Genomic DNA, 26,994 nt, shown 5'->3' with positions numbered 1-26,994 from the left:
GCTGTCCTACCCCTTGACCAGCACGGCGCCCGAACGGTCACCGAGCCATGCTCGCAGCGACTGGATGCCCCCCGACAGCATGGTTACGTTGAAGCCTGCCGCACGCACAATGCGGTAGCCAATCCATGAACGCACGCCGGCAGCGCACATGACGACGAATGGCCGGTCACCAACTTCTTCGTCGACCCAGGCTCGCACCTCGTCGAGGCGGTCGCGCAGCTCAGTATGTGGAATGTTCAACGATTTTCTCATGTGGCCGGCCGCATATTCGGCTGCCGAGCGTACGTCCAGTACCGGCGTATCCTCGGTTAGCTCGCTCGGGCTGGTCAGTGCCAGCTCCCCGGTCAACACGTTGTGGGCAACCATACCGGTCTGGTTCACCGGGTCTTTGGCTTGGCCGTATGGTGGTGAGTACGCCAGATCCAGATCAATCAGGTCCGCGGCTTTCAGGCGAGCTCGCATCGCGGTCGCGATGACGTCAATACGCCGGTCCACGCCGTCAACGCCCACAGCTTGCGCGCCAAGAATCTCGCCATCGACGCCCACGTGCATGAGAATGTGTACCGGCTGCGCGCCCGGGAAATAGCCCGCGTGCTGGTTCGCGTGCGTGTGCACCGTGAAGTATTCGATGCCCGCCGCATCCAGGGTCGCGCGGTTAGCACCGGTCATGGCAGCAGTCCGCGTGCCGACCCGAACAATCGCCGTGCCCTGCGGCTTCGGAATGCGACGGGCAGTATCGGTGCCGTGTTCTCGGTCGGCTATCGCGTCTGCGATTAGGCGGCCGCCACGGTTCGCTGGGCCCGCCAGCGTGACTGGGCGTTCCTCATCTGGGCCGATAGTTCCGTCTCCGATGGCGTAGATGTTGTCAGCGCTGGTGTGCCCCTGGCGATCGATGAGGATATAGCCGCGGCTGGTTTCGATACCTGCAGCCTCGACGAACGCCGTATCTGGGCGCACGCCCGTCGATAGGACGATGACGTCGGCGTGCAGCACGGTACCGTCGGAAAGTGTCACGGAATCGCATTCCTCGCCGCGCGCAATGGTCCGGGCGGCGACGCCGGCGTGGACCTGAATGCCGAGGTTACGGAGCTCCTCCGTTACCAGCGTTGCCATCTCGACCTCAAGCGGCGGTAAGACGTGGTCAGCGAACTCGACGAGGTGCGTCTCAAGACCACGGCACGCGAGCGCCTCGGCGGCTTCGACGCCAACGAAACCGGCACCCAAGACGACAGCGCGAGCGCCCGGAGCCTGTCGAAGCGCGAGCGCGTCATCGACCGTGCGGAGGGTACGTACGCGCGGGGAGTCCAGACCCTCGATCGGGGGACGGTTGGCGAATGCCCCGGGGGAAAGGATCAGATGATCGTAGGAGAGCGTGTAGGTTTCGCCGGTGTCTGTGCTGGCGACCTTGACGCAGTGTTCGCCGGAGTCGATCCCGGTGACCTCGGAGTTGATCCGCACATCCAGGTTGAGGGCTGCCTTCAGGGATTGCGGAGTGTGCAGGAGCAGCTTGGCGGGATCGGCGATCTCACCGCTGACGTAGTACGGAAGGCCACAGTTTGCGAACGAAACGTAGCTGCCCCGTTCCAGGACGATGATCTGCGCAGTCTCGTCACGGCGACGCAGGCGCGCCGCCGCGCTCATGCCGCCCGCGACGCCTCCGACGACTACTACTCGCATATGTCGCTCACTTTCTGTCTCTGAATGAAGTGGTGTCTGCTGCAACACTCCCGATAATACCCCCGGGGGTATATAATGGCAACAGCAATTCCGCGCCCACCCGTCACGGACATCACCAACAACTCATCACGAAACAATCCTCGACCTGCGCCCGCACGTTGTCACGTGAGGCCAACGCTCCGAGGTGTCGGCGCAGGGGCGACAAAGGGTTACACCACGAGTATCCACCCACCAACTGCAGAGCAAACCTGAAACCCACATCACCCCGGCACCATCTCACCGGGGAGGACATGAAACCAAGACCTCCCCAGCGAGACCAGAACCAGCTGAAAACGCGGTTTTACGGGCAGCAGGGGCGGCGGCGGTTTCACCCGCGCCAATCACGAGCCCCGCAGGGTTGGAGTAGTGTTCCGCGTGGTGGCGTGAGCGCGTATTGGTCGGCCTTGCGAATGTGGGTATGGTCTCTGCGAGTCTTCGGGAATGCTCTTTGCTTGCGACTCGAAGCGCTTGGAGGCACTACGACGACCTCGCCTCAAGTTGATCGCTCCTGCTGGTTTGCCGGACGAGGCTATGGTTGAGGCGTCCCCGGATTTGATGCGTTCGCTGCCACACAGCGCAATGACCGTGTTGTTGTTGGCTGATGCTGGGGCAGCATGTGGGGGAGGCTGAGTGGGATAGCACTCCCCTGATCGCATGACTCATGCGTAACGGGTTCCAGCATTGGGCGTTGGATAGCGGGGATGGCGCGATCTGTGTTGCTTTCTCCAAGCTGTACTCTGGCTGCTACTTCCCTCAGAGGTTTGGCCAGCGCCGTGATTGCTCCGAGGCGGCCATGATCACGGTGATGGCTGACTTACCACCCGGCGGGGATATTCACTCGCCGCGTGGATGAGCTGGCTGAGACCCTGGATGTCTTTGCCTGTTCAGGTCACGTGTCTGTCGCTTGGCAGTCAACCTAGACGAGCACCCCCAAGTCCAGTTCCGTCACCGTTTCCTTGATGGTGTCGACCCTTTCATATGTGTCGCCGCTAACGCGTTAGCTACGAAAGTGAGTGAAGGTGAGCGCGGCGGTGCCGTGGGTCCAACTCGATAATGTCGTCGTCGGCGCCCTGATCGGTCTGGTTGGAATTATCTTCGAAAACCTGATCAGCGGACGGCCACAGCACAGCGTCGAGCGAGAGCATTCGCGCCTCGGCGCGCTCGCGGGCATACTTGGGGCTGATCCAGCGTCCGGTGCTGATCTCAGCCTCGACGCGGGCCAGGAAGGAGCTGGCGTCGCCCTTACGGGTGAAGCTGTCGCCGGCAGTGTATTTGCCGCCGTCGGGTCCGGTGTAGCGGGCCTCATACCTGCCTGCGCGGTTTTTGCGGATTGAGCCGAACGATCGGCGGGTGTTCATGAGCACTCCTCCACGTCGAGTGGCGCAGCATCTTTTTCCACTGTCTGCGCCACACCTGCGCCACTCAGGGTGGTACATCCTGATATTTCCTGATACGTGCGCGCTGTGCGCACGAGGGGGTAAAACCTGCTAAATGACAATGAAAACCCCGGAATCTCAACGAGATTCCGGGGTGTAGGGTGGAGATGGGGGGAATCGAACCCCCGTCCAATAGCCGGCCCCGAATTCTTCTCCGAGCGCAGTCTACGGTTTTATTTCTCGGCCCCCGGCATCCGCGTAGACTCACTGCCGGATAGGCTCAGTTGATTAAGTGTCGGAGCCGCCCCACCAACATGGGCGGCACCCAGTGGCTCCCTAGACGACGCCAGACACCGGGCCGGAAGCAGCTCCCGGGCTGACGGACTAAAGGTTCAGGCTGCGATATCAGGCAGCGAGAACGTAGTCGGTGCGATTCTGTTCGGCACCTATTGGTTTGCACGCATCGTTAACGAGTTGAGCGCACATCCTCGGCTCGCTTCACTTCGATCGACGACCACTGTCGAAACCGATCATCCCCTCTTGAGTTTTCAACTCCCGACGCCCCGCAAAGCCGCAGGCCGTCGGACACATCAGTATATGCCCGCACGTCGCGCCCGTCAAGGGTGAAGGAGAAGGAGGGAGTGCCTCGACCGCACGAAGGAGACCACGGAAACGCACGCGCAACCCCGCACGCAATCGCCTTCTTTCTCTTACCCGCGGGCCTGCTTGACATAGCGGCGCATCGCGCGCTCAGCCTCACGCTGGTCCTGCTTCTCGCGCAGCGCCTGGCGCTTATCCCACTCCTGTTTGCCCTTGGCCAGGGCCACCTCGACCTTCACGCGCCCACCGATGAAATACAGCTCAAGCGGTACGATCGTGTACCCCTTCGCGGCCACGCGGTCAGCCATGCGATCAATTTCGGCGCGGTGCAGCAGGAGCTTACGCTTGCGAGTCGGGGCGTGATTCGTCCACGACCCCTGCGAATACAGGGGGATATTCGCGCCGTACAGCCACGCCTCTCCCCCGTTGATCTCCACCCACGCGTCCACCAGCGAGGCACGCCCCATCCGCAGGGCCTTCACCTCGGTTCCCATGAGGGCCAGCCCGGCCTCCCAGGTATCCTCGATGGCGTAGTCGTGACGGGCCTTCTTGTTGCGGGCGATCGTCTTCTTTGCGTCAGATGCGGCCTTCGCACGCTGCCCCTCCGTGGGCTTAGGCTTCTTCCATTCCTTCGGCATGCATGCCTCCCTCCGACGACGACTCTCGCGCAGCTACAAGGAAAGACCTCCGCAGCGACAACGCTACGAGGGTTAATCCTAACGCGGATTACAAGTAACCCATGGGGTCAACGTAGCTTCCGTTCTGACGAACACCAAAATGCAGGTGGCAGCCCGTCGCATACCCCGTGGAGCCGACCTCACCCAGCGCGTCGCCCGCGTTCACGTACTGCCCGGAGGACACGTACTGGGCCTGCATGTGCAGGTACTCCGTGATGACCGAGTTGCCGCCCACGATACCGTGGTTGACGTCCACGTAGTTACCAGCCGACACGTCCGAGGACACGGCATTGACATAGCCTGACGCGACCGCGCGGATGACCGTTCCACAGCCCGCGGCCATGTCCGTTCCCGAATGCCCTTTCATGACGCCCAAGACCGGGTGGTAGCGCATGCCGAACGGGCTGGTCACGACGATCGGGATGTCCAGGGGATTACGGAAGCCCGAGGACGACGCGTAGGACGCGCCGGATGCCCTGTTCGCCGCATCAATGGCGGCCAGCTCAGAGCTGCGCGCCTGGTAATCAGCTTCCGCCTGGCTCAGTGACGCCTCCACCTGGCTCTTCTGAGCGTCCCACTCGGCTTGCTTGGCCGTAGCCTGCTCCTTCAGGGAGTTCAGTTCAGACAGCTTCGCGTCTGCCTCGTCCTTAGCGGCCTGTGCGTCCGCTTCCGCCTGCGCGGCCTTTGCCTCCAGCTCCGCGATGCGGTCCGTGATCGCATTCTGGCGCGTGGCCTGCGTGCGCCGCGACGAGGACACGTCCAGCGCAGCCGTCATGGTCTGGCTCTCCGTGCGCAGCGCCATATCGGCTGCGGCCGCGCGATCCGTAATCGACTGCGTCCCACCGGCGGTGAGCGCAACGGCGACCGGATCCACGTTGCCCTCGCGGTACTTTCGGCGCACCAGGTCGGCAATCGCACGCTGCGCGTCGGTGGCCTGCGTGTTCGCCCGCGTCAAAGACTGATCAATCCGGTCCTGCTCGCCCTGAGCGGCGTTCAGCTCGCCGAGCAGCGTTGCGTGCTCGCGCGCCTTCGCATCGAAGGTCGAGGTTGCCGCGTCGTAGGCGGCCTGTGCCACCGGAATCTGCCCGTTCAGGGCCTGCAGGTCAATGAAAGCCTGAGCCAGGGACGCATCAATACCCTCCAGCTGGGACTGGAGAGCGTTCACCGTGGCCTGCGCCTCGGCTGCTGCGTTCGCGGCGGCATCGCGCTCCTCACTCGCGCGGGCGGGCAGGGCCTGGCTCATCGCCACAAAGGACGCGACCGCCAGGGCCATCGCGCTAACGCGCAGCGCGCGACGTGCGGGAGGTAGCAGTGAATGGAACATTCGAATCACGCCTTCGTGTACTTCGCCAGAGAGAACGCCGAGGCGATAACCGCCAACGCCACCGCGGCCAGGACCAGGATCGGCGTCATAATCGCCACCTCACCCAAGCCGATAAAGTTCGTCCACCTGAAGGAGGGAGCCATCCACCCCTGGACGACGACGTGCACTCCCGCGAACAGGGTGCCAATCGCGAACACCGCGCCGACCAGCGCGGCCAGCGCTCCCTCAATCATGAAGGGCGCCTGAATGAACAGGTTCGACGCGCCCACGTAGCGCATGATCTGTGTCTCCTGTTCGCGGCTCATTGCGCTCAGGCGAATCGTCGTCGAGATCAGCAGGATCGCCGCGACAACCATGATCGCGCCCAAGCCGAGAGCGGCCGTGCGCGCCGCGCCGAGCACGCGGAACAAAGGCTCAACGACCTCGCGCTGATCGCGCACCTCCGACACACCCGCGGTCCCGGAGAACTCTTCCTTGACCACCGAGTACTGCTCCGGGTTAACCAGCTTGATGCGGAACGCGAACTGGAGCATGTCCGGCGTGGTCCACTGGGTCAGGGCATTATTGCCGTTGAGGCGTTGGAAGTTCTCGTACGCCTCTTCCTTCGTCTCCTCGTACACGTGCGCGACGTAGGGCGTCATCTCCGAGGAAGCCAGCTTCTTGCGCACGGCGTCGATCTGCGCGTCGGTCGCCTCGGTCGCGTTACAGTTCGCCGCCGCGTCGTTGCTCGCGCACATATAGATCGTGACCTCGATCTTGTCGTACCACTCCGACTTCATCTTGGACACCTGCATCTGCGTCAGTCCGGCGATACCGACGAACAACAGGGATACGAAGGTCACGAGAATGACGGCCACGCTCATCGCGCGGTTACGCGACAAGCCCTTGCCGACCTCGGAGAGAATAAAACGAAGTTTCACTGCCTCTACCTCCCGGCCCCGTAGACGCCGCGGAACTGATCGCGCACAACGTCGCCGGCCTCGAGTTCGATGACGCGCTTGCGCATCTGGTTAACAATGTCGGCGTCGTGGGTGGCCATCACTACCGTGGTCCCCGTGCGGTTGATTCGATCCAAGAGACGCATGATGCCCAGAGAAGTTTCGGGGTCCAGGTTGCCCGTCGGCTCGTCCGCGAGGAGGAGCTCGGGACGATTCACCATGGCGCGCGCGATCGCGACGCGCTGTTCCTCGCCGCCGGACAACTCGTGGGGCAACCGCGATTCCTTGCCGGACAGGCCCACCAGTTCCAGGGCGTCGGGGACGGCCGTTTCGATCGCGTGGCGGGGCTTCCCGATGACCTGCATCGCCAGGGCCACGTTCTCGTACACGGTCTTGGAGGGCAGCAGGCGGAAGTCCTGGAACACCGTACCGATCTGGCGGCGCAGCTTCGGGACCGCCCACGTGGACAGCTTGGACACGTCCTTGCCGAGCACCCACACCTTGCCGCTGGTCGCCTTCATTTCGCGCATGACGAGCTGCAGGAACGTGGACTTGCCGGAACCCGACTTGCCAACGAGGAACACAAACTCCTCGCGTTCCACCTCCAGCGAGACGTGGTCCAGCGCGGGCTGGGCACCTGGCGTGTACACCATGGTGACATCATCAAAACGAATCATGGGACCATCCGATCGGGGTCAACAGTCCCGTATAGCTTAGGTAACAATCATGTCACGCCCCGGGTGCGACACGCGGAAAACCCACGGTGTGGCACTCAACCCGCCAGCGGACGCACTCAGTCCCCAGCGGTGTTCTGCTCGTTCTTGCGCCAACGGATGCCTGCGTTAATGAAGCCGTCAATGTCCCCGTCAAACACGGACTGCGGGTTGCCGGACTCGAACTCGGTGCGCAGATCCTTGACCATCTGATAGGGCTGGAGCACGTAGGACCGCATCTGGTCACCCCACGACGCCTTGACGTCGCCGGCGAGTTCCTTCTTCTTCGCTTCCTCTTCCTCGTGGCGCAGGATGAGCAGGCGCGACTGCAAGACCCGCAGGGCGGCCGCGCGGTTTTGGATCTGCGACTTCTCATCCTGCATGGACACGACGATACCCGTGGGAATGTGGGTCATACGCACCGCGGAATCCGTCGTATTCACGGACTGCCCACCGGGGCCCGAGGAACGGAACACATCCACTTTCAGTTCAGACTCGGGAATCTCAATGTGATCAGTGGTCTCGATCAGAGGAATGACCTCAACGGCCGCAAACGACGTCTGGCGACGTCCCTGGTTATCGAAGGGGCTGATGCGCACGAGGCGGTGCGTACCAGCCTCGACCGACAGCGTGCCGTAGGCGTAGGGGGCCTGGACCTCGAAGGTCGCTGACTTTAAGCCCGCCTCCTCCGCGTACGATGTGTCCATCACCTTCGTCGCATACCCGTGTCGTTCCGCCCAACGCAGGTACATGCGCAGGAGGATTTCCGCAAAGTCCGCGGCATCCACACCGCCGGCACCGCTTCGGATCGTGATGACCGCGTTGCGCTCATCGTACTCGCCGTCCAGGAGCGTCCGGATCTCCAGGTTGCCCAGGTCCTCGCGGAGGCTTGCCAGGTCGGCCTCGGCCTCGGCCAGGATGTCGACCCCCTCGTCGGGATCCTCGGCGGCCATCTCCACCATGGCCTCAAGGTCGTCAATGCGCTCGCTCATCTGCGTGACGCGATCCAGCTCGCTCTGGCAGTGGCTCAGGGCGCTGGTGACCTTTTGGGCGGCGCTGGGGTCGTCCCACAGGTCGGGTGCAGCGGCCTTTTCGTTCAGCTCGGCGATCTGCTCACGCAGCTTGTCCGGCTGGACGACCGCGATGATGTTCTCCATCGTGGTGCGCAGGGACGGGATCTCTTCAGAAAATTCAATGGCCACACACCCAGGGTAACCGATCAGCGGGCCGACGAGGGCCGTGAGCCGCGCGGGTGGCGGCCCTTACTCCCCCACCATCACCCAGAGGACGGTTCCCCGGGGAGGCAGGCCGCCGCTGCCCCACGGGCAGGGCACTCAGATGAGGCCCATCGCAACCATCGCGTCGGCCACCTTTTGGAAACCGGCCAGGTTTGCTCCCGCCACATAGTCGCCGGGCACGCCGTATTCCTCGGCCGTGGCGACGGTGTGGGCGTGAATGCCGACCATGATCTGGTGAAGCTTCGCGTCGGTTTCGGCAAAAGGCCACTGGGTGCGCCCGGAGTTCTGCTGCATCTCCAGGCCGGAGGTGGCCACGCCGCCGGCGTTGGAGGCCTTGCCGGGGGCGTAGGCCACGCCCGCCCCCTGCAGCGCCTCGATCGCCTCGGGGGTCGTGGGCATGTTCGCGCCCTCGGCGACCAGCTGCACGCCGTTCTTGATGAGCGACTGTGCGCCAGACAGGGGGAGCTCGTTCTGGGTGGCGCACGGCAGGGCGACGTCACAGGGGACGTCCCAGACCGCGGCACCGGGGACGAAGATCGCACCGGGGCGCTCGGCCGCATAGTCGGACACGCGCCCGCGGCGCACCTCCTTGACGTCCTTGAGCAGCGCAACGTCGATTCCGGCCTCGTCCAGGACATAACCCGACGAGTCGGAGACGGCCACGACCGTGGCGCCCAGCTGCTGGGCCTTCTCAGTTGCATAGGTCGCGACGTTACCCGAGCCCGAGACGACGACGCGCTTGCCATCGAAGCTCGTGCCCTTCGTGGCCAGCATCTCGGCGGCGAAGTACACCAAGCCGTAGCCGGTGGCCTCGGTGCGCACGAAGGATCCGCCCCAGGTCAGTCCCTTGCCCGTGAGCACGCCGGCATCGAAACGGTTCTTCAAGCGCTTATATTGGCCGAACAGGTAGCCGATCTCGCGGCCACCCACGCCGATGTCCCCCGCGGGAACGTCCGTGTCAGGGCCGATGTGGCGGGACAGCTCGATCATGAAGGACTGGCAAAAACGCATCACCTCGGCGTCAGACTTGCCCTTGGGATCAAAATCCGAGCCCCCTTTGCCGCCGCCCATGGGCAGGCCGGTCAGTGCATTCTTAAAGATCTGCTCGAAACCTAGGAACTTGATGATCGACAGGTTCACCGAGGGGTGGAAGCGCAGGCCACCCTTGTAGGGGCCCAGGGCGGAGTTGTACTCGACACGATAGCCGCGGTTGACGTGGACGGCACCGAGATCGTCGGCCCAGGGGACGCTAAAGAGGATCTGGCGCTCGGGTTCGACGACGCGGTCGATGATCGCCAGGTCGGCGTACTCGGGGTGGCGCTGCACGAGGGGAGCAATCGTTAAGAGGACCTCGTAGACAGCCTGGTGAAACTCTGGCTGGGAGGGGTCGCGTCGCTGGACGGACTCGAATACCGAGGACAGTGCAGGAGAAAGTCGAGATGTATCAAAGCTACTCATGACCCGAAGTTTACGGATTGTTTACTGTGAGATCTCGCCTCATCCCACAATGTGACCGTCGCACAGCACACCTTTAGGGGGCCTGTGACGCCCCACGAACGCGCGCGCTCGACGTCCTCGCCAGCTCGGGAATCACCGCCCCGCGAAGCACGGGCGGAAGCAGCGACACGCGCGGATGAGCCCGCACAGCCACCTCCACCTCGGAACTATCCACGCTCACCCACGCGACGGAAACCCCGTCGCCCACCCGGCAGATCGAGGCGGACAACTCCTCGTGCGCTAAGTCAACCCGCGAACGCGCGACGGTCTCGTCAACCCCCACTCTCCCGCCCGAATAAAGGGGTGAGGCAGACGCGCCGCCCGCCCCGGCACCGGCCAAGGCGTCGGCGCACGACACCAACCGCCGGTCCTGCATCGCTATCTCCGTGAGCACTATCGTCGTGCACATGAGCAGGCACACGAACGCGCACCCGGCAGCCACGAGGAGGCCGACACGCCCTTCCTCACCCACCGGGAACCACCTCCCGGACGGGCGCCCGGGCGCTTGAGGAGACACCCACACCAACACGGCCGAACCACTCGGGCAAGAAAGGCAGTGGCACGCGCACGAAAACGCGCACATCGACCACCCCCTTCTCGCCGTCGCATTCCGCGCACGCGGCAAACACTTCCGCGTCGGCATCCACCCCGAAGTCTTCAACAATCAGGGAAACAGCACGCCGCGCATCGTCCTCGCGCGTTCGGTCCTCCGCCAAAATACGAGCCGCCTCGCGCGCACCGGCGTCCACCGCCATCGCACCGGCACTGACGGCGCCGACCGCCAAAACGACGTACAGCAGCGGGATCACCAACACAACCAGCATCCCCAAAAACTCCACGGTCGCGTCCCCGCGCTCGCTCACGGTCCCTCCACGAGGCTGCGGCCCCTCACGGTCAGCCACCTGGGGCCCAAGCCGCCCACGAGCGGCAGGCGCGTGCGCACCGTCACGACGAGAATGTCGACTCCACCCTCGCTTTCGCGTCCAACGTCGATCTGCCGATCCCTGGCAGCGCCCACGAGGGAGTCGAGGAGCTCCCCCGTGCGCGCCCTCGCCTCTTCCTCGTTTCCCCCGAGCAGGCCGCCCCGGCGTGCGCCCTCCGACGCGGCACTCACGCTCATCGTGCGTACGTACGAGGCGAAGGCCACCTGAGCGAGCAAAAGGATCACAACGACCGCGAGGCCCTGGACGAGAACGGTAGACACCACCTCCGAGCCGCGCTCGAAGCCCCGATCAGATCCTCGAAATGGAATCCATCGCACGATTGAAGATCTCCACCAGGCGCTCCGAGGCCACGCCCCAGATGAGAACAACGAGGGCAGCCGTCATGAGCGTGATCAGCACCCACCCGGGTACGTCGCCGCGTTCACTCAGTGCCAAACGACCCCTCAACAGCAGCTTCTTCATGTTGACTTCCTTTCTTTAGGGGGTGAAATCCAAGGCGATGAGACCCGGATAGAGCGCGAACATGACCGTGACAGGAAGGATCAGAAACACGACCGGGAGCAACATCGCGATCTCGCGCCGCCCGCCCTCCTCCATGAGCGCGGCAAGGGAGCGCTCACGCTGATCGCGAGCCTGGTCGTGCAGAACGGAAGCCAGGGGCGACCCCCGCTCGATAGCGGTCGTCAGCGTGCGCCCCAGCCGGGTCAGGGCAGGAGAATCCGTGCGCTGGACCAGCTCGGCCAGCGCACGCACCGACGGCGTTCCGTTACGGATATGCCCCGCAGTGAGGGCCAGCTCGGTGCCGAGCGGGCCTCCCGCACACCCGGCGACCCGCTCGATGGCCGCGGGAATCGACTCACCCGCCGCGACCGCGAGCGCCAGCAGCTCCGCGCAATCCGGGACGGCCGCCTCGATCGCCCTCTGTCGGCTGCGCGACCGCAGCGACAGGGCACGGTCCGCCGCGGTGACGCCGAGCAGGGAACCGATAATGGCGCACGCGCACAGGGGCAGGATGGAGGAACGAAACGAGGACGCCGGTCGCAGCGTGAGGGCGAAACACGACAGGATCAATCCGGCGATGCCCGCGAGCGCCTGACGCAGCCGAAAAACCGACACCTCCGCGGGGAGACCGGCCAGGGTCAGCCTGCGCGCCACCGACTCGCTGGTCGACCCCAGCGATTCCAGGGTTGTGGCAGCGGCGCGACGAACCCACGCCGTCAGGACGGACGGTGGCGTCTCGGTCACCCTGCCCTGCGCGACCCGCGCCACGAAAGACGGGCGATGGGACAGCCATGCCGCCAGGATGCACACGAGGCCGGAGGCGGCGAGGACAGCAACGAGGGTGTCGAGCGCTCGAACGGTCCAGGGGTTCATCGCTTGCCTCCGAGGTTTCTCGGGTCCACGCTGAGCCTGCTGAGCGCCTTCATCGTCAGGTAGGCGATCACGCAGATGCCCGCGCCGCTACACAAAACAGCGATTCCTCCCGGAGAGTTCCACACGGCCGCGCTGCCCCCTCCGCCCGAGAGCAGCAGGAGCACCACCCACGGAGCCGCAAGCCCGAGGCGCGCAGCCCCCACGGTCCACGATTGCCTGGCTTCCAGCTCGCCGCGCACTCGCGCGTCTTCGCGCAGGAGCAAGGCCAGATCCTGGAGGAGTCTGGTCAGGTCAGCGCCGCCGACGGAGCGGGCTATGCGCAAGGCCTCAACGATGCGGTCCGCAACGGGGTCCGCTATTTCTTCCTTCATCCGATCCAGCGCCGAGGCGAAACGCCCGTTTGCACTGTAGTCACGCGAAAACGCCTCGAAGGCGAAGCGAAGGGGCACGGGCCCCTCATCGGCCAGGTCGCACAGAACCTGCGGCAGCGACGTGCCCGCTCGCACTCCCGACACCATCGCGTCGATGACCTCGGGCCAGGCGGCGCGCACGGTCTTGGCGTGCGCGCCCACCCGGGACACGACCCACGCGTACGGCAGGAACGCCACGCCGAGCGAGACGATCAGTGCGACCGGCCACGCCCCCGTCACCGCGAGCGCCGACGCGGCGGACGCCAGCCCGGCGGCCAGGCTGAGGATGACCAGGCGTACGGCGGTCAGCCCGGGGACCCGCGCGCGTCCGACGTCTTCGGTCAGGCGCCTCCACGGCCCCCAGGGCGCGCGCACGGGGGCGGGCGTGAACCAAGGGGAGGCGGCCAACACGAGTCCGAGGCCACACACCAGGCCGCACACGATGGCAATCACAACGCACCCCATTCCAGCAGGGAAGCCAGATCGAAGCCCGCCGCCTCGAAGCGCTCGTGCATATCCAGGCCCCCCGAGGCGCGCTCGCAGCGCTCCCCGTCGAAGGTGAACAGCGTGGCCGTCTCGATCCGGTTTCCTTCGACGCGCCCCGGCACGGCAAGGATCTCGCTCAGGTAGCGGTGCCCGCCCGCGCCTCGTTCGACGTGACACACGAGGTCAATCGAAGAGGCCAGCGTGGGCGTAACGAACCCTGTCGTCACGTTCTCACCGGCCAGGAGGGGCAGAATGGAAAGCTTGTCCAGGGCTTCGCGCGCCGAGTTCGCGTGCACTGTCGCCATGCCCGGCACGCCCGCGTTCAGGGCGACCAGCAGATCCAGCGCCTCGGGCCCGCGCACCTCTCCGACGATCAGATACTCGGGCCTCATGCGCAAGGATTCGCGCACCAGATCCCGCAGGGTCACTTCGCCCGTTCCCTCGGCCCCCGCAGGCCTGGTCTGCATGGCGACGTGATCCCAGTTCGCCAGTCCCAGCTCGAAAACCTCCTCGCACGAGATGACGCGCCGAGAGCGCGGGAGCTCCCCCGCGAGCGCGCGCAGCAGCGTCGTCTTACCCGCCTGCGTGCCGCCCGACACCAGCACGGACAGCCCGCAGCACACGGCAGCCGCCAAGAAGTCCCTCATCGGCGGGGCAATCATGTCGGCTGCCACGAGGTCCTCAAGGGTACGCGCCCGCTGGATGTGCTTGCGGATGTTGACGCTCCACGACGAGCCGGTCACCGGCGGAATCACCACGTGCAGGCGTTCTCCCCCGGCGAGCATCGCGTCCACAAACGGGCTGGACAGGTCAAGCCTGCGACCCGAATGATGCAACATCCGTTCCACCAGGGCGCGAACGTCCTCGTCCGTTAATATCAGGCTGGTTAGCTCCGCGATCCCCGAGCGCGCCACGAACACGCGCGAGGCGGAATTGATCCAGATTTCCTCGACCCCGGGATCGTCCATGAGGACCTGCAAGGGTCCGAGGCCGCAGATGTCGTCCATCAGGTCCGCTTCCACACGCTCGCGCGCGGAGGGAAGCAAGTCGGAGGCGTGCTGGTCGATGGCGCGCTCGATCAGGGCGCGCACGGACCTGGGGTTGCGCGTGGCGTCGATGCCACCCATGGCCAATCCCTCACGAACCTGCGCGGCCAACGCGCGCGTCACGGCTTCCATCGCTGCGCCTCCTCGCTGCAGACCAATCCGCTGTGTTGAAAGTAACAGGCTTTTCGGCAAGTAGCAAACCCGACAAACACGCAATCGGACCGACGCCCGCGCGGGGCCCCACGCCCGCGACCATCCCGCGATACGTTAAAGAAATGAGCACCGCGAAGAGCCCCCTCGAACTGGCCGCACTGGCCACCTCCGCCATGCCCGGCATGCGCGTCACCGCGCTGCGCCCACCCTCCTACAGCGACGAGCTCTCCTCCGTGACCGGCATCGAGGACGCCGCCGGAAACCGCTGGATCGTCACCTGCCCCCACGAGGAGGTCTCAGGGCCCGCACTGGAGATCACTTCGGGCATTCTCGAACGCCTCGGCGCGGCGTACGACCACGATTACATTCCCTTCGACGTGCCCCGGCTGGCCGGACAGGCCCGGCTCCCCGGGGGCGGTTTCGTCTATGTTCACCGGGACCCGGGTGGCCGCGAACCGACCCCCGCGGACCTTGACACCGACCCGCTCCTGCCCGCCTCACTCGGGCGTGCCCTCGCGGCCCTACACAACCTCCCCGAAACCGTGTTTTCCTCGATCGGGTTGCCCACGTACACAGCCATTGAGTGTCGCGACCGCACCCTGGCCCTCCTCGACGAAGCCGCCCGCGAAGTCACCATCCCCGTCTCCGTGTGGAGCCGGTGGGAAGCGGCCCTCGAAGACGTATCCCTGTGGCGTTTCCCCTCCGCGCCCATCCACGGCGACGTCCAGGAGCGCTGTTTGTCCGTGCGGCGCGGCTCCGTCCTGGCGATTGGCGGGTGGACCAGCGCGCACGTGGGCGACCCCGCCCTGGACCTCTCCTGGATCCAGGCCACCGCGTCCGACCGGTTCCTCGAACGTTTTCGCGAGGCCTACGGGCACGAGCGCCGCGCCACCGACCTGCACATCTTCACGCGCGCCCAGCTCATGAGCGAAATCGCGCTGGTCCGCTGGCTGGTCCACGGGATTCACGCCGAAGACTCCTCCATCATCGACGAGGCTCACTCCATGATCGCCGACCTTGCCGCAGACTTGGACGGGGAGCCCCTGCTTCCCTCCCACGCCTCATCCATGGGGTCTCGCGCCGCCGCCAACGAGGCCTCCTCCCGCAGCGCGCCCGTGCGTACAGATGACGCCGCTCGGCTCACGCCTCACGGGGCTAAGCAGGTCAGCGACACGCCTCCCCCCGTATCGCACCCCGCGTCGGCCCTGTCCCGCAAGCTGGCCCGAGGCGAGGCAGACCCGGCCGCACCGACCGAACGCCTGCGGCTCGGGCCGGACGGAACGCTCATCCAGTAGCTCACGCAGGGCGGCACGCCGCGATTCGGCCCGCGGGGCCTCCGCACGGATCCGGTGTCCGTCGGCTTCAATGCCCGACGAGCCGTGGCCCCGTGCGTGGAGCGGGCGCGGCCGGAATGCGCCTTGTCCCTCAGCGGGTGTCGGTGTCCCCCTGCTGTGCTGCGTGGCCACGCGCTTCAAGAGAATCGACGCGCCGCTGCAACTCCTCGACTTGGAGGCGCAGGATCGCGGCCTCTTCGGTCAGGCGCCGACGATCCTCATCCGAGCGCGACAGGTCGACGGAGAAGCGCAGGGACAAAAGCAGGAGGACGACGCCGGCGACGAAGAAGCCGAGGTTCAACGGGACGACGACCCCCGTGCGCAGTGCCGTCCACCGCAAGATGCTGGGAAAGACAGACAGTATCAGCGTGAAGAACGCGATGACGTACCACCACAGGCCGTAGCGCTCCTTGAGACCCGAATTGCGCATCTTCACGAACACCGTCACCAGGATGACCAGCGCGAAAACCAGCCCGAGCACGTAGGAGGGACTCATGCTCCCACCTCCGTATCCGAAACGATCTGCTCGCCGGGGCGCGACAGGGACACCGCGAGGGCGAGGGTCGCCCGCACCAGGAAGAGCGCCGACTTGATCGGGTTGTGAGAGGGCTCTCCGCCCGCGCGCGGATGCATCTGCACGCCGACTTCGCGAACGACCAGGCGCGAGCGCGCCGCGATGACGAGCGCGCCGATCGTGTCGCCCAGGTACTCCGCCGGATAGTTGCACGCAAAGAGGGACAAAGCCCTGGGGCCGTAGAGCTTGAAACCGCTGGTGGTGTCGGTCAGGCGCGTGTGACACACGCGCGAGAGGATGAACGAAAACAGGTTCATCGCCCACTTGCGCGGCCCGCGCGCCTCATAGTTGCCCTTTCCCGCGAAGCGCGAACCGATGACAACATCCGCGTGCTCGCGCGACGCCACCTTGATGAGGGTCTCAATTTCCCTCGGATCGTGCTGTCCGTCCGCGTCGAGCTGACACGCATACTCGTAGCCCTCGCGCCGCGCGTACTGGAAACCGGCACGCATGGCGCCGCCGACCCCCAGGTTGAGCGGCAGGTCGAGGACGGCCACGCTAGCGGCGCGCGCAATGGAGGCGGTCGCGTCCGTTGACCCGTCGGATACCACGAGGATGTCCGCGAAGGAAGGCTTCTCGACCTTGACCACTTCGAGGACGTCTCCGAGTACCGCCTCCTCGTTCCACGCGGGGATGACGATCAGCAGGCGCGAATCATTGCTGGGACGCCTCACTCAGCGGCCCTCTCGCTCAAGGAGCTCGAGCAGATAGGATCCGTAACCGGACTTAACCAGGGGCTCCGCTCGCTGGCGCAGGCCCTCGTCGTCGATGAAACCCATGCGCCACGCGACCTCTTCGGGGGCGCCGATCTTCATGCCCTGGCGAGCCTCGACCGTGCGCACAAAGGAGGTGGCGTCGGCCAAGGAATCGAAAGTGCCGGTGTCCAGCCAGGCGGTGCCTCGCGGTAGGACCTCGACCTTGAGCTTGCCCGCCTCCAGGTAGGCACGATTCACGTCGGTGATCTCGTATTCACCGCGCGCGCTGGGCCTGAGGTTGCGGGCGATATCCACCACGTCGTTGTCGTAGAAATACAGGCCGGGCACGGCGTAGTTCGACTTGGGATGCTCCGGCTTTTCCTCAATCGACAGCGCGTTGAACTCCTCGTCGAACTCGACGACGCCGTACTCGCGCGGGTTGGAGACGTGGTAGGCGAAGACGGCGCCGCCGTCGGGGTCGACGTGGCGACGCAGCTGGGTGCCCATGCCGGGGCCATAGAAAATGTTGTCGCCCAGGACCAGGGCCGCGCCATCGTTGCCGACGTGGTCGGCGCCGAGCACGAAGGCCTGGGCCAGGCCGTTGGGCTCGTGCTGGACGGCGTAGGAGATGCTGACGCCCAGTTGGCTTCCGTCGCCGAGCAGGCGATGGAAGGAGGGCGCGTCGTGCGGCGTAGTGATGACGAGTACCTCGGAAATGCCGGCCAGCATGAGGGTCGACAGGGGGTAGTAAATCATCGGCTTGTCGTAGACGGGGACCAGCTGCTTCGATGTCCCCAGGGTGATCGGGTTGAGTCGGGTGCCTGACCCGCCCGCCAGGATGATGCCTTTCATGATGCCTCCGCTTCCCGGCGCGACCTCGTGCGGGTCGCGCATCGCTGACAATTATCCCTACACCACGGTATTTTTCCACAACTTGATGCTCCCGTGCGCGGATGGGACGAAGCGCGCCGCCGCTGGTGTACAGATCGGCTAACATTTATAGGGAATGTCGCGTTCGCGCGAGAACACCGCACGTAAAGGAAGAACCATGGCGCCCACCGCTAAGCCCCTGGGGATCACGACCACGCCGATCCCCGGCTTTTTGCGCATCGATCTGAGTGTTCACGGCGATAATCGAGGCTGGTTTAAGGAGAATTGGCAGCGCGAAAAAATGGTCGCGCTGGGCCTGCCGGACTTCCACCCCGTGCAAAACAACATTTCCTTCAACGACGAGGCCGGGGTGACGCGCGGCATTCACGCGGAGCCGTGGGATAAGTTCGTGTCGGTTGCGACGGGCCGCGTCTTCGGCGCGTGGGTGGATCTGCGCGAGGGCCCCTCGTTCGGCACCGTCTACACGACCGTCATCGATCCGGGCGTCGCGGTGTTCGTCCCCAAGGGCGTGGGTAACGCGTATCAGACGCTAGAGCCGAACACGGCCTACACGTACCTGGTCAATGATCACTGGTCGCCGGACGCGCTCTACACTTTCTTGAACGTGGCGGACGAGACCGTGGCCGTGGATTGGCCGATTCCGCTGGAGCGGGCGATCCTGTCGGACAAGGATAAGGCCCACCCTCGCCTCGCTGACGTGACGCCCTTCCCCGCCCCAGCTCCTGCGGGTCGCCGCGCGCTGGTGACGGGCGCGAACGGCCAACTGGGCCGCGAGCTGATGCGCGCACTGCCGGACGCCGGTTTTATGGCGGTGGGCGTGGATTTGCCCGAGGTGTCCATTTCGGACGCCGAGCAGGTCGCCGCCCTGCCGTGGGAGGACATCGACGTGGTCATTAACGCCGCGGCGTGGACGAACGTGGACGGAGCGGAGAGGCTTGAGGGGCGTCGCGCGACATGGCAGGCCAACTCGACCGGGCCTGCGATCTTGGCACGCGAGGCGACCGCGCACGGAGTGACGATGGTGCATATTTCCACGGAGTACGTTTTCGATGGGACCGAAAAGGTGCACGTCGAGGACGAGGCTCCCTCTCCCCTGGGTGCCTACGGCCAGTCGAAGGCCGGCGGCGATGCGGCCGTCGCGTCGACCCCGAAGCACTACATCGTGCGCACGTCCTGGGTCGTGGGCGACGGCAAGAACTTCATCAAGACCATGGCGTCCCTGGCGGATCAGGGGGTGTCTCCGTCGGTAGTGTCGGATCAGGTGGGGCGCCTCACGTTCACGTCGGATCTTGCGGCGGGCATCATTCATCTGCTTACGCACGACGCGCCCTTCGGTACGTACAACCTGTCGGGTGAGGGCCCGGTGATGAGCTGGGCGCAAATCGCTGCGCGCGTCTTCGAACTGTGTGGCCGCGACTCGGGCGATGTGACGCCCGTGACCACTAAGGAGTACTTCGCGGGCCGCGACGCCGCTCCCCGCCCCCTGTCCTCCGTCTTAGACCTGAGGAAGATCGAGGCCATCGGCTTCACCCCCTCCGATTCTTCGCGGCTCATCGAGGATTACGTCAACTCGCTGCGCGACTGAGCTCCTGACCATAGCCCTCTCGCACTCAAAGCCCAGAAGGCCGAGGCCGACCGCACAACCGCACGGCCAGCCCCGGCCTCGTCGAAGAATAGCGAGCTCCTAGAAGTACGCCTTCATCATCGACACCAGATCGTTCCCGTACCCTCGCGCAGCGGCCCAGCCGGCGCGGGCGGGATTTTCCTGGATACCCAGGTGCTCGACCACGGGGGCCACGCCCTTACGCACGTAGGAAAAGCGCGGGTCCACCACCGGGTTTGCGAGCGACGACGGGGTCACGGTCGGGTCCGCGTAGGCGCGCAGGTGCTGAACCTGGGCGCGGATGCCCGTGCGCACGTCCGGGAAGCTCGCCCCCTGCGCGCCGCCGCCGACCGCCCCGATGCCGGAGAAGTTGAACTGGTCGATACTCACGTCGCCGCCGAAGCGCAGCCAGCCTGTTTCCTTCATGGCCTGGACGAACACGAGCTCGGGGGACACGCCCTCGGCCACGGCCTCATCGTAGACGATACCCGCGAAGTCCCGGATCGATGCCGCACCGCCGGAGGACAGGGCGCTCGGGTATGGGTAACCCGCGCCCTCCCACGCGCTCACCATGGCGTCAATCACCTCGGAGCGCGCGGCCGTGGGCGCGCTCATAATGAGGCGCTGACCCGCGGCATTCAGCCCGGGTCCGCTGCGGGCCGACGCGTCGGACCCGGCGGCCGCGTAGCCCAGCCAGGCGCCCGAGGGCGAGAAGTTCGACGCGCGTCCCTCGACGGTCACGGTGCCGGTCGCCATCGCGCCCGAGTTCGGGTCCAGCCAGTACCAGGTAGCCCCATCCAGCAGCCATCCGGTGCTCATCGCGCCGGAGGGCTGCATGTGGTACCAGGTGCCGCCGACCTTGACCCACCCCTTCTTCATCGCGCCCGTGTCCGTGTCCAGCCAGTACCAGTGTTCCTTGTCCTTAAGCCATCCGGTGGCCATGATCCCATTCGGGTGCATGTAGTACCACTGGTTGTCGTCCTCGGTCAGCTGCCAGCCGGTGAGCATGCGGGCATCGTCTTCGAACAGGTACCACGAGCCGTTAACCTTCGTCCAGCCCGTGGCCGCGCCGCCGGATGCGCCCAGCCAGTACCAGTGTTCCTTGTCGTTGAGCCATCCGGTGGCCATCACGCCGTTGGAGTCCAGGTAGTACCAGGTACCGCCCAGATTCACCCATCCGGTCGCCATGTCGCCACCCGAGCGCAGGTAGTACCACTTGCCATCTTCTCGCATCCAGCCCGTCACCATCGCGGTGCTGTCGTCGAAGAAGTAGCTGCGCCCGCCCAATGTCGCCCAGCCGCGGATCGTGCGCCCGTCGGAGCCAGCCCAGTACCAGCGTCCACCCACCGAGAACCAGCCGGTCTTGGCTACGCCGTTACTGAGGAAACGCCAGCTGTCGCCGGACTTTTCCCACCTGCCCTTGCTCAGGCCGTAGGTTTGGGCGATGCCCGTCGCGTCTGCGACGCCGAGGGAACGCACGAAGGCGGGATCGCGCAGGAGCGCCGCGTCCGAGGAGGAGGTGAGGAACGCGTGCTCGACGATGATGCCGGGGATCCCTTTCTCGCGGGCCTGGCGGCTGATCGCGTAGTAGTCGCCCGTGGAGCCGTCCGGGTAGTCGTAGTACGGGTTGTCGCGCGTCTTGATTCCGCGGTCAGCCAGACCCAGGCCCGTCAGTTGCCTCTGAATGGCGCTGGATAGTGCCCGCCCCTGCGTGTGGGCGGAGTAGTTGTAGGAGGAGGCGTTCGGATACCAGGTCTCCGCGCCCCTGGCCGCGGGCGGGCCGGAGTTGAAGTGAATCGACACGAGCGCGTCGGCATTGGCCCTGGCGGCCATCTGCACGCGCGCAGATAGGTCGGCGCTCGTGTTTTCAGACGGCCTGGTATCCGTCGTGCGGGTCAGGACGACGCGCACGCCGTCGTAGCTCTCGAGTTCCTCCTTGAGAGCCAGGGAGGTCGCCAGGGTCAGGTCCTTTTCTTTCAGGCCGTTCGCGATTGCGCCGGGGTCGGAACCTCCGTGTCCGGGGTCGATGGCGATGGTGATGCCGGCCGCGTGGGCCGATGGAACAATGGCGGCGACAGTGGCGCCGAGTGCCAGGGTCAGCCCGGCTACAAGTGTCCTCCACGGGGAGCGCATAGTCATCCTTCAAGTTGTTAATGGGACAAACGTGATTTTATGTGCTTATTTTGTAACTGTAAACATGAAAATAGTTACATCTGCGAACCGATGCGACCAGGGTCGATCGCATCGTCGCATCCGAGAGGGCCCGGCCCGCGTATCACGCCCGTGCGCAACGCCCGATGGGGAACGAACCGCGCACACCCTTAGATGGCCGAACGCACCACCGCAGCCGCCGCGGTCGATGACGCCTCGATGGAGCGACGCCCACGCACCCAGGCACGCACCCCCTGTGCCCCCGCCCACGCGACCTCCTCCGCGGCGAAGACGGCCATGGCCTCGGCGATCTCGTCGGCGTCAAACCCACACGCCACGCCCAGGCCCCCCTCTTCGACGTCACGGGCAGCTTGCCCCGGACCCGCATAGATCACCGGCGTCCCCTGTGCCAGCGACGCGAGAATCTTCGTGGGATAGGCGTAGTCGTAGCCACCGGGACGCAGCGATGCCAGAGTCGCGGTGGCGCGAGCCATCCACCGGTCGGCCTCGGCGGCGCTCACCGCGGGGATGAGTTCCACGCCGCCGACCCCGCGAGCGCGTCGGGCGAGGGCCTCCCAGCCGCTGCCCTGCCCGACGAACACCAATCGTGCGTCCCCCAGCCGGCCACGCGCACGTTCAAAAGCATCGACGAAGATTTCGGGCGCCAACCATTGGGCGACGGTGCCCGCGTACACGAAGACGGGTCCCGTGCAACGCGGGAAAGAGTCGGGAGACCCGCCCGCGATCTCCTCCGGGACAGCCACGCCGTTGGGCACGACCTCCACGCGGGTCGCCCCGAGGGCACGGGCGCGGCGGGCGACCCCCTCCGACACGGCGATGACGCGACCCGCTCCCTTCAGCGCAAAGGATTCGAGGCCGGCCACCGCGCGCACGACGACGCCCGGGACGCCGGCGAGCGTGGCGGCGTCCGAGACGATATCCGCGCAGTAATACACGTAGGGCACGCGGCGCAGCGCACACGCCACACGCACGGCCGCCCCCGTCGTCGGGGGCGGCTCACAGACGACCACGCCCGGCCGGGGCCCCGCAAGCAGGCGCGCCACGAGAGGCAGGTCGAAGGACAGGTAGGACACGTATCCGCGCACGGCACCCGTCCGGTCCCGCAGGACCGGGGCGCGCCGCACCTCGACCGGGCCGAGGATGCCGCTCGCGGCAGCGCCCCCCTCGCCGCGAGCGGTGTCGCGAGCGACACCGGGGGCAAGGCGCGCGGTGAGGACCCGGACCCGGTCGCCTCCGGCGGCGAGTGCTCGGGCGAGCGCCCCGAGGCGCAGTGCGGCGGCCGTCGGCTCGGGCGTAAAAGTGCGGGTCGCGAGGGTGACTAGCATTGCGCCGCCCCTCCCCCGCCGATGGTGATGCGTGGGGTCCCGACCCACAAGAGCGGATCCGTGATGGCGCGGCCGTCGACGAGGAGGCGCACGCCGGGCAGATCGCCGGGGCGTAGGGCCGCGTAGGCGGCGTGGTCGGCTTGGACGATGGCGACGTCAACCTGTTCACCCAGGTGGTAGGGCTCCCACCCGAAGGCGACGAGTTCCGCGTCCGCGTAGAGGGGATCGTGAACCAGCGGTCGGGCGCCCGCCGCTCGCAGGGCGTCAACGACCCCGACGACACCGGAGAAGGCCGTTTCCTTGACACCACCACGGTAGGCGGCCCCCAGAACGGCGACGCGCAGGCCCTCCAGGGATCCCAGCATCGAGGCCGCCCGGTGGACCGCGTAAGCGGGCATGGCCGCGTTCGCTGCCCTGGCGGTGGACACGATGGTCGCGTCGGGGTCTCCGGCCAGGTACAGGCGCGGATAGACGGGGATGCAGTGGCCGCCGACCGCGATGCCTGGCCGGTGGATGTGGGAGTAGGGCTGGGAGTTGCAGGCCTCGATGACGCGCGCGACGTCGATGCCGATTCGATCCGCGTACCGGGCAAACTGGTTCGCCAAACCGATGTTGACGTCTCGATAGGTGGTTTCGGCGAGCTTGGCCATTTCGGCGGCTTCGGCCCCTCCCATGGGCCACACGCCGTTGGGCCGCGGCAGGTCGTCGCGTTCATGAAAGGAAAGGACTGACCGGTAGAAGCGAACGCCCCGTTCCTCGCCCGCCTCGCTCAGGCCGCCCACCAGCTTCGGATAGCGGGCCAGGTCGGCGAACACGCGGCCCGTGAGGACCCGCTCGGGGGAGAACACCACGTCGAAGTCGCGCCCCTCCACCAGGCCGGAATGCCGCTCGATGAGCGGCTTGTAGCGCCCGCGCGTGGTCCCAACGGGCAGGGTCGTCTCGTAGGAGACGAGCGTGCCGGGTGTCAGGTGGGCGGCGATGGAGCGGGTGGCCGCGTCCATGCTGGCGAAATCGGGACGGCTCTGGGAATCCACGACGAGGGGGACGACCACGATGACGGCGTCGGCTCCCGGGATCGCATCGGCGTAGTCCGTCGTGGCGCGCAGGGAGGCGGATGCTGTGAGGGCAGGCAGGTAGTCGGCCAGGTGGGCCTCGCCCGGAAAGGGCGGCTCCCCGCGGTTGACCAGGGCCACCGTCCGCGGGTTGACATCCACGCCGACGACCGCGTGCCCCCCGCGCGCGTAGTGCACCGCCAGCGGCAAACCGATCTTGCCCAACCCGACGACCGCGATGCGCATGCGCCTCCCCTTTTCCGTCTCCGGCCTCGTTCTTCCTCTCCCAGTGTAGTGCCCCACGCCACCTACAATGGGGGTGTGGAACGCGCTCTCAACCTCCTGCTGTATCCGTCGGACCTGGCATCCCCCGGGCGGCTCGTGAAGATCGCGCACTCTTTGTCCCCCCTTTTTTCCCACACGCGCATCGTCGGCATTGACCGCGGCGCGCTCCCCACGAACCAGGCCGTGACCCCTTCCGTGTCCCTGGAGCGGATTCGGGGTGCGTCGGTGGGGGCGCCCCTGGGCGGCGTGCGGGTCGTGGGCGCGTGGGGGGCGCGCGTGTATCGGCGGTTCGCGCGCGAGGACGTGGCCGCCGTTTCGGCGCAGAACCTCTTCCTCCTTCCCCTGGCCCACGCGCTGGCGCGGCGCACCGGCGCGGTGCTGGTGTACAACGCGCACGAGTTGGAGACCGAGACGGTGGGGTCAACGGGGCTTCGCCAGCGCCTGCAACGGGTGATTGAGCGTCGTTACATCGCGCGCGCGGACGTGGTGTCCGTGGTCAACGAATCGATCGCCCGGTGGTACCACGACGCCTATCCGGGCGTGGATCCCGTCGTCGTCACAAATGCGCCGACGGGCGTGGATGGGGTTATTGACCTGCGCACCCAGCTGGGTATCCCGCAAGGGTCGCTGCTGTACCTGCATTCCGGTTATCTCGCGCCCGGGCGCAACATCGACGCGATCCTGCGCGCCTTCGAACACGCTGCGGGGGCGCACGTCGTATTCGTCGGCTCGGGGGCCTTCGCCGACGAGGTAAAGAGGTCGGCAGCGGCACACCCGAATATCCACTACATGCCGCCCGTGGAGCCGGATCGGGTCCTGGCTCTGACGCGCGGCGCCGACGTGGCGCTGTGTCTCATCGAATCGGGGTGCCTCTCGCACCGCATGTCCACGCCCAACAAGATGATGGAGGCCTTCGCGGCGGGCATCCCGGTCCTGTGTTCTCCCCTGGCCGAGGCGCGCCGTTACCTGGGGGACCAGGCGGCGCGCTGGGTGCTCAAGGACCCGGCGCGCGACCTGGCCACGGCGCTGGAGCGCATCACTCGTGCGGATATCGAGGCCTTCGCTGCACCGCGCATCCCCGCGTGGGAAGAGGGCGCCACCCGCCTGCGCGAGGCCTACGAAGGGGCTCTCGCGGCCAAGCGGGGAGGGGGCGAGCGCCGCTAAACGGACCGTTTCACGCGGGTTTTACCCTCGCTGTGCGCAAGATCGTTGCCCCGCATCGTCACCCGCCGCCCCACGGTCGTATTCCCGGGCAGTCAGGTAAGCCATGACGACCATCCCCGCCAGCAGCACGGCCATGCCGATGCCCATGACGGCGACCGTGGCCTCGATGCCGTATGGGCTCACGGCGAGCCACGTGAGGGGCGCGGCGCAGTACACGCACGCGAAGGCCAACATGCGGCGCTGGTGGTAGGTGGCCACGAAAACGTTGGACAGCGGGGAGGTCGCGACGGTCAGCGCGAGCCACGGCGCCAGGGCGCGCGCGAAGTAGCCTGCCGCCTCCCACCGTGGCCCAAAGACGAGTGGGAACAGCGCGGGACTCGCCCACGCGAGCAGCGCGAACACGGGGATCGAACAGGCCAGGGCGACCCCGCCGACCCTGCGCACGAGCGGAGTCATCTGGCCGGCGCTCGTGTCGGACAGGCGCGGCAAGTACACCTGGGACAGCGCCCCGGCGATCAGGGCGACGGGAGCCTGCAGGGCGATCCACGCCAGGTTAAATTGCCCCAGGGACGCCACCGAGTAACCGGCGATCAGCAGCGGGATGACGCTGGTACGCACGGCGTCGACGACGACGTTCGGGACTCCCACGAGGGCCATCTTCCGGTAGCGCGCGGCCACCCGAGCGAGCGTCGGATCGCCCGGGTGGCGGCGCGCGTCCCGGGCGCGCCACGACAGGTAGGCCACGGCGATGCACTGCCCCGCCACAGTCGCGCCGATGGCGGCGCCCAGCCCCCCGGAGGCCAGGAACCCGCACAGCAGCTGCAGTGCCGCAATCGCGACGGAACGCACCACGGAGGAGCTGGCGATCACGCGAAAACGCCGGTGGCGGGTCAGCCAGTAGGAGCACACCTGCCCCTGCGCCAGGAACAGGATGGAGGCCCCCACGGCCAGCATCCATCCCGCGAGCGCCGCCCCGTAGCGCGCCTCCACCCACGGTCGGGCGAGCGCGGCCACGAGCGTGGCAAGCCCGGAGGCCACCAGAAGACACCGGGAGGCCAATCGGGTCAGGGAACGGGCGGTAGCCTCGTCTCCCGGTGCGGGCAGGACGACGCTCAGATCGAAGCGTGCCCCGGCCACAGCTGCCCCCAGGGTTGCCGCCGAGGTGAAGATACCCAGGTAACCCAGGTCGGCGTCAGTGTAGAGGCGGGCGACGCCGACCTGCGCGACGAACGCGATGAGCTGCGCGAGGAGAGTCCCGCCAAGAAGCGTGAGCACCTGTCGCAGGACGCCGGGGCGCGCGTCGGGGGCACAAGGAGCGTTCGTCATGCCCTCATTTAATCACCTGCCCGCCCGGCTAAGCCCCTAGGATGGGTTCATGCCCGCTCACCCGTTCACGCTGTTGCGCCT

The 26,994-nt window shown here is 66.4% G+C and carries 25 protein-coding genes and 1 other RNA gene; 3 read left to right on the top strand and 23 right to left on the bottom strand.

Annotation, left to right across the window (positions count from 1 at the left end; translation table 11 throughout):
* Positions 1-6 precede the first annotated feature (6 nt).
* The 16 genes from BLT68_RS07780 to BLT68_RS07710 all read right to left on the bottom strand — a co-directional run bounded on the left by BLT68_RS07780 (position 7) and on the right by BLT68_RS07710 (position 14,471).
* Entirely contained in the window at positions 7-1,677 is a 1,671-nt protein-coding gene (locus tag BLT68_RS07780) for an FAD-dependent oxidoreductase (protein ID WP_050694478.1), read from the bottom strand.
* 1,040 nt (positions 1,678-2,717) lie between these two features.
* Positions 2,718-3,074, bottom strand: coding sequence for a hypothetical protein (locus BLT68_RS07775; RefSeq protein ID WP_050694477.1), 357 nt, complete (start codon positions 3,072-3,074; stop codon positions 2,718-2,720).
* A 177-nt stretch (positions 3,075-3,251) separates the two neighbouring features.
* Positions 3,252-3,630: a transfer-messenger RNA gene (gene ssrA, locus BLT68_RS07770) on the bottom strand.
* A gap of 172 nt (positions 3,631-3,802) precedes the next feature.
* Positions 3,803-4,330: an SsrA-binding protein SmpB gene (gene smpB, locus BLT68_RS07765; protein ID WP_050694476.1), complete on the bottom strand. Its 528-nt coding sequence runs from the start codon at positions 4,328-4,330 to the stop codon at positions 3,803-3,805.
* An 88-nt stretch (positions 4,331-4,418) separates the two neighbouring features.
* Positions 4,419-5,693 carry a peptidoglycan DD-metalloendopeptidase family protein gene (locus BLT68_RS07760; protein ID WP_074633552.1) on the bottom strand — a complete coding sequence of 425 codons (1,275 nt, stop codon included), beginning with the start codon at positions 5,691-5,693 and terminating at the stop codon, positions 4,419-4,421.
* A gap of 5 nt (positions 5,694-5,698) precedes the next feature.
* Entirely contained in the window at positions 5,699-6,613 is a 915-nt protein-coding gene (ftsX, locus tag BLT68_RS07755; RefSeq protein ID WP_050694474.1) for a permease-like cell division protein FtsX, read from the bottom strand.
* A gap of 5 nt (positions 6,614-6,618) precedes the next feature.
* On the bottom strand, positions 6,619-7,308 hold the full coding sequence (gene ftsE / locus BLT68_RS07750) for a cell division ATP-binding protein FtsE (RefSeq protein WP_050694473.1): 690 nt from the start codon (positions 7,306-7,308) through the stop codon (positions 6,619-6,621).
* Positions 7,309-7,424: 116 nt separating this feature from the next.
* Positions 7,425-8,546, bottom strand: a complete 1,122-nt coding sequence (prfB, locus tag BLT68_RS07745) for a peptide chain release factor 2 (RefSeq protein WP_074633550.1) — start codon at positions 8,544-8,546, stop codon at positions 7,425-7,427.
* A gap of 132 nt (positions 8,547-8,678) precedes the next feature.
* A complete protein-coding gene (gene gdhA / locus BLT68_RS07740) occupies positions 8,679-10,040 on the bottom strand; it encodes an NADP-specific glutamate dehydrogenase (RefSeq protein ID WP_074633549.1) in 1,362 nt (453 codons plus the stop codon).
* 73 nt (positions 10,041-10,113) lie between these two features.
* On the bottom strand, positions 10,114-10,551 hold the full coding sequence (locus BLT68_RS07735; protein ID WP_074633547.1) for a hypothetical protein: 438 nt from the start codon (positions 10,549-10,551) through the stop codon (positions 10,114-10,116).
* The gene (locus BLT68_RS07730; protein WP_050694469.1) at positions 10,544-10,942 is read right to left on the bottom strand and encodes a hypothetical protein; all 399 of its coding nucleotides are present in this window, start codon (positions 10,940-10,942) and stop codon (positions 10,544-10,546) included. The genes BLT68_RS07735 and BLT68_RS07730 overlap by 8 nt, the downstream gene beginning before the upstream one ends.
* A complete protein-coding gene (locus tag BLT68_RS07725) occupies positions 10,939-11,286 on the bottom strand; it encodes an ABC transporter (RefSeq protein ID WP_198482613.1) in 348 nt (115 codons plus the stop codon). The genes BLT68_RS07730 and BLT68_RS07725 overlap by 4 nt, the downstream gene beginning before the upstream one ends.
* Positions 11,287-11,311: 25 nt before the next feature.
* Positions 11,312-11,485: a hypothetical protein gene (locus tag BLT68_RS09255; RefSeq protein ID WP_165603249.1), complete on the bottom strand. Its 174-nt coding sequence runs from the start codon at positions 11,483-11,485 to the stop codon at positions 11,312-11,314.
* A 15-nt stretch (positions 11,486-11,500) separates the two neighbouring features.
* Positions 11,501-12,397, bottom strand: coding sequence for a type II secretion system F family protein (locus BLT68_RS07720; protein ID WP_074633544.1), 897 nt, complete (start codon positions 12,395-12,397; stop codon positions 11,501-11,503).
* Entirely contained in the window at positions 12,394-13,260 is an 867-nt protein-coding gene (locus BLT68_RS07715) for a type II secretion system F family protein (RefSeq protein ID WP_408641279.1), read from the bottom strand. Before BLT68_RS07715 ends, BLT68_RS07720 begins: the two co-directional genes overlap by 4 nt.
* On the bottom strand, positions 13,257-14,471 hold the full coding sequence (locus BLT68_RS07710; protein WP_074633542.1) for a TadA family conjugal transfer-associated ATPase: 1,215 nt from the start codon (positions 14,469-14,471) through the stop codon (positions 13,257-13,259). The genes BLT68_RS07715 and BLT68_RS07710 overlap by 4 nt, the downstream gene beginning before the upstream one ends.
* Positions 14,472-14,614: 143 nt before the next feature.
* On the opposite strand from BLT68_RS07710, the gene BLT68_RS07705 reads away from it, so the two are divergent.
* Positions 14,615-15,787 carry a phosphotransferase gene (locus BLT68_RS07705; RefSeq protein WP_070778881.1) on the top strand — a complete coding sequence of 391 codons (1,173 nt, stop codon included), beginning with the start codon at positions 14,615-14,617 and terminating at the stop codon, positions 15,785-15,787.
* Positions 15,788-15,917: 130 nt separating this feature from the next.
* Here the strand turns inward: BLT68_RS07705 and BLT68_RS07700 are convergent, their stop codons facing one another.
* Genes BLT68_RS07700 through rfbA form a run of 3 tightly spaced genes read right to left on the bottom strand, consistent with a single transcriptional unit; the run spans position 15,918 to position 17,947 of the window.
* The gene (locus BLT68_RS07700; protein WP_050694464.1) at positions 15,918-16,322 is read right to left on the bottom strand and encodes a DUF2304 domain-containing protein; all 405 of its coding nucleotides are present in this window, start codon (positions 16,320-16,322) and stop codon (positions 15,918-15,920) included.
* Positions 16,319-17,074, bottom strand: a complete 756-nt coding sequence (locus tag BLT68_RS07695; RefSeq protein WP_070778883.1) for a glycosyltransferase family 2 protein — start codon at positions 17,072-17,074, stop codon at positions 16,319-16,321. Before BLT68_RS07695 ends, BLT68_RS07700 begins: the two co-directional genes overlap by 4 nt.
* Positions 17,075-17,947 (bottom strand): glucose-1-phosphate thymidylyltransferase RfbA, encoded by an 873-nt coding sequence (gene rfbA, locus BLT68_RS07690; protein WP_050695723.1) that lies wholly within the window; start codon positions 17,945-17,947, stop codon positions 17,075-17,077.
* A 196-nt stretch (positions 17,948-18,143) separates the two neighbouring features.
* Here rfbA and BLT68_RS07685 point away from each other — a divergent pair, with 196 nt between their 5' ends.
* Complete coding sequence (locus tag BLT68_RS07685) at positions 18,144-19,571, top strand: sugar nucleotide-binding protein (protein WP_074633541.1); 1,428 nt, start codon at positions 18,144-18,146, stop codon at positions 19,569-19,571.
* 99 nt (positions 19,572-19,670) lie between these two features.
* Here the strand turns inward: BLT68_RS07685 and BLT68_RS07680 are convergent, their stop codons facing one another.
* The 3 genes from BLT68_RS07680 to BLT68_RS07670 all read right to left on the bottom strand — a co-directional run bounded on the left by BLT68_RS07680 (position 19,671) and on the right by BLT68_RS07670 (position 24,384).
* Complete coding sequence (locus BLT68_RS07680) at positions 19,671-21,722, bottom strand: N-acetylmuramoyl-L-alanine amidase (RefSeq protein WP_074633539.1); 2,052 nt, start codon at positions 21,720-21,722, stop codon at positions 19,671-19,673.
* A 188-nt stretch (positions 21,723-21,910) separates the two neighbouring features.
* Positions 21,911-23,086 carry a glycosyltransferase gene (locus BLT68_RS07675; RefSeq protein WP_074633538.1) on the bottom strand — a complete coding sequence of 392 codons (1,176 nt, stop codon included), beginning with the start codon at positions 23,084-23,086 and terminating at the stop codon, positions 21,911-21,913.
* Positions 23,080-24,384, bottom strand: a complete 1,305-nt coding sequence (locus BLT68_RS07670; RefSeq protein WP_074633536.1) for a nucleotide sugar dehydrogenase — start codon at positions 24,382-24,384, stop codon at positions 23,080-23,082. Before BLT68_RS07670 ends, BLT68_RS07675 begins: the two co-directional genes overlap by 7 nt.
* Positions 24,385-24,459: 75 nt before the next feature.
* Between BLT68_RS07670 and BLT68_RS07665 the strand changes: the two genes are divergently transcribed.
* Positions 24,460-25,587, top strand: coding sequence for a glycosyltransferase (locus tag BLT68_RS07665; RefSeq protein WP_165603248.1), 1,128 nt, complete (start codon positions 24,460-24,462; stop codon positions 25,585-25,587).
* 21 nt (positions 25,588-25,608) lie between these two features.
* Here BLT68_RS07665 and BLT68_RS07660 read toward each other — a convergent pair whose 3' ends face one another.
* Positions 25,609-26,913, bottom strand: coding sequence for a lipopolysaccharide biosynthesis protein (locus BLT68_RS07660; RefSeq protein WP_074633533.1), 1,305 nt, complete (start codon positions 26,911-26,913; stop codon positions 25,609-25,611).
* Positions 26,914-26,994 lie beyond the last annotated feature (81 nt).

It is taken from the genome of Schaalia meyeri (genome assembly GCF_900105015.1).
GTDB classification, from domain to species: domain Bacteria; phylum Actinomycetota; class Actinomycetes; order Actinomycetales; family Actinomycetaceae; genus Pauljensenia; species Pauljensenia meyeri.
The sequence above is the reverse complement of the archived record's forward strand: the minus strand, read 5'-3'. Positions and strand labels throughout refer to the sequence as shown.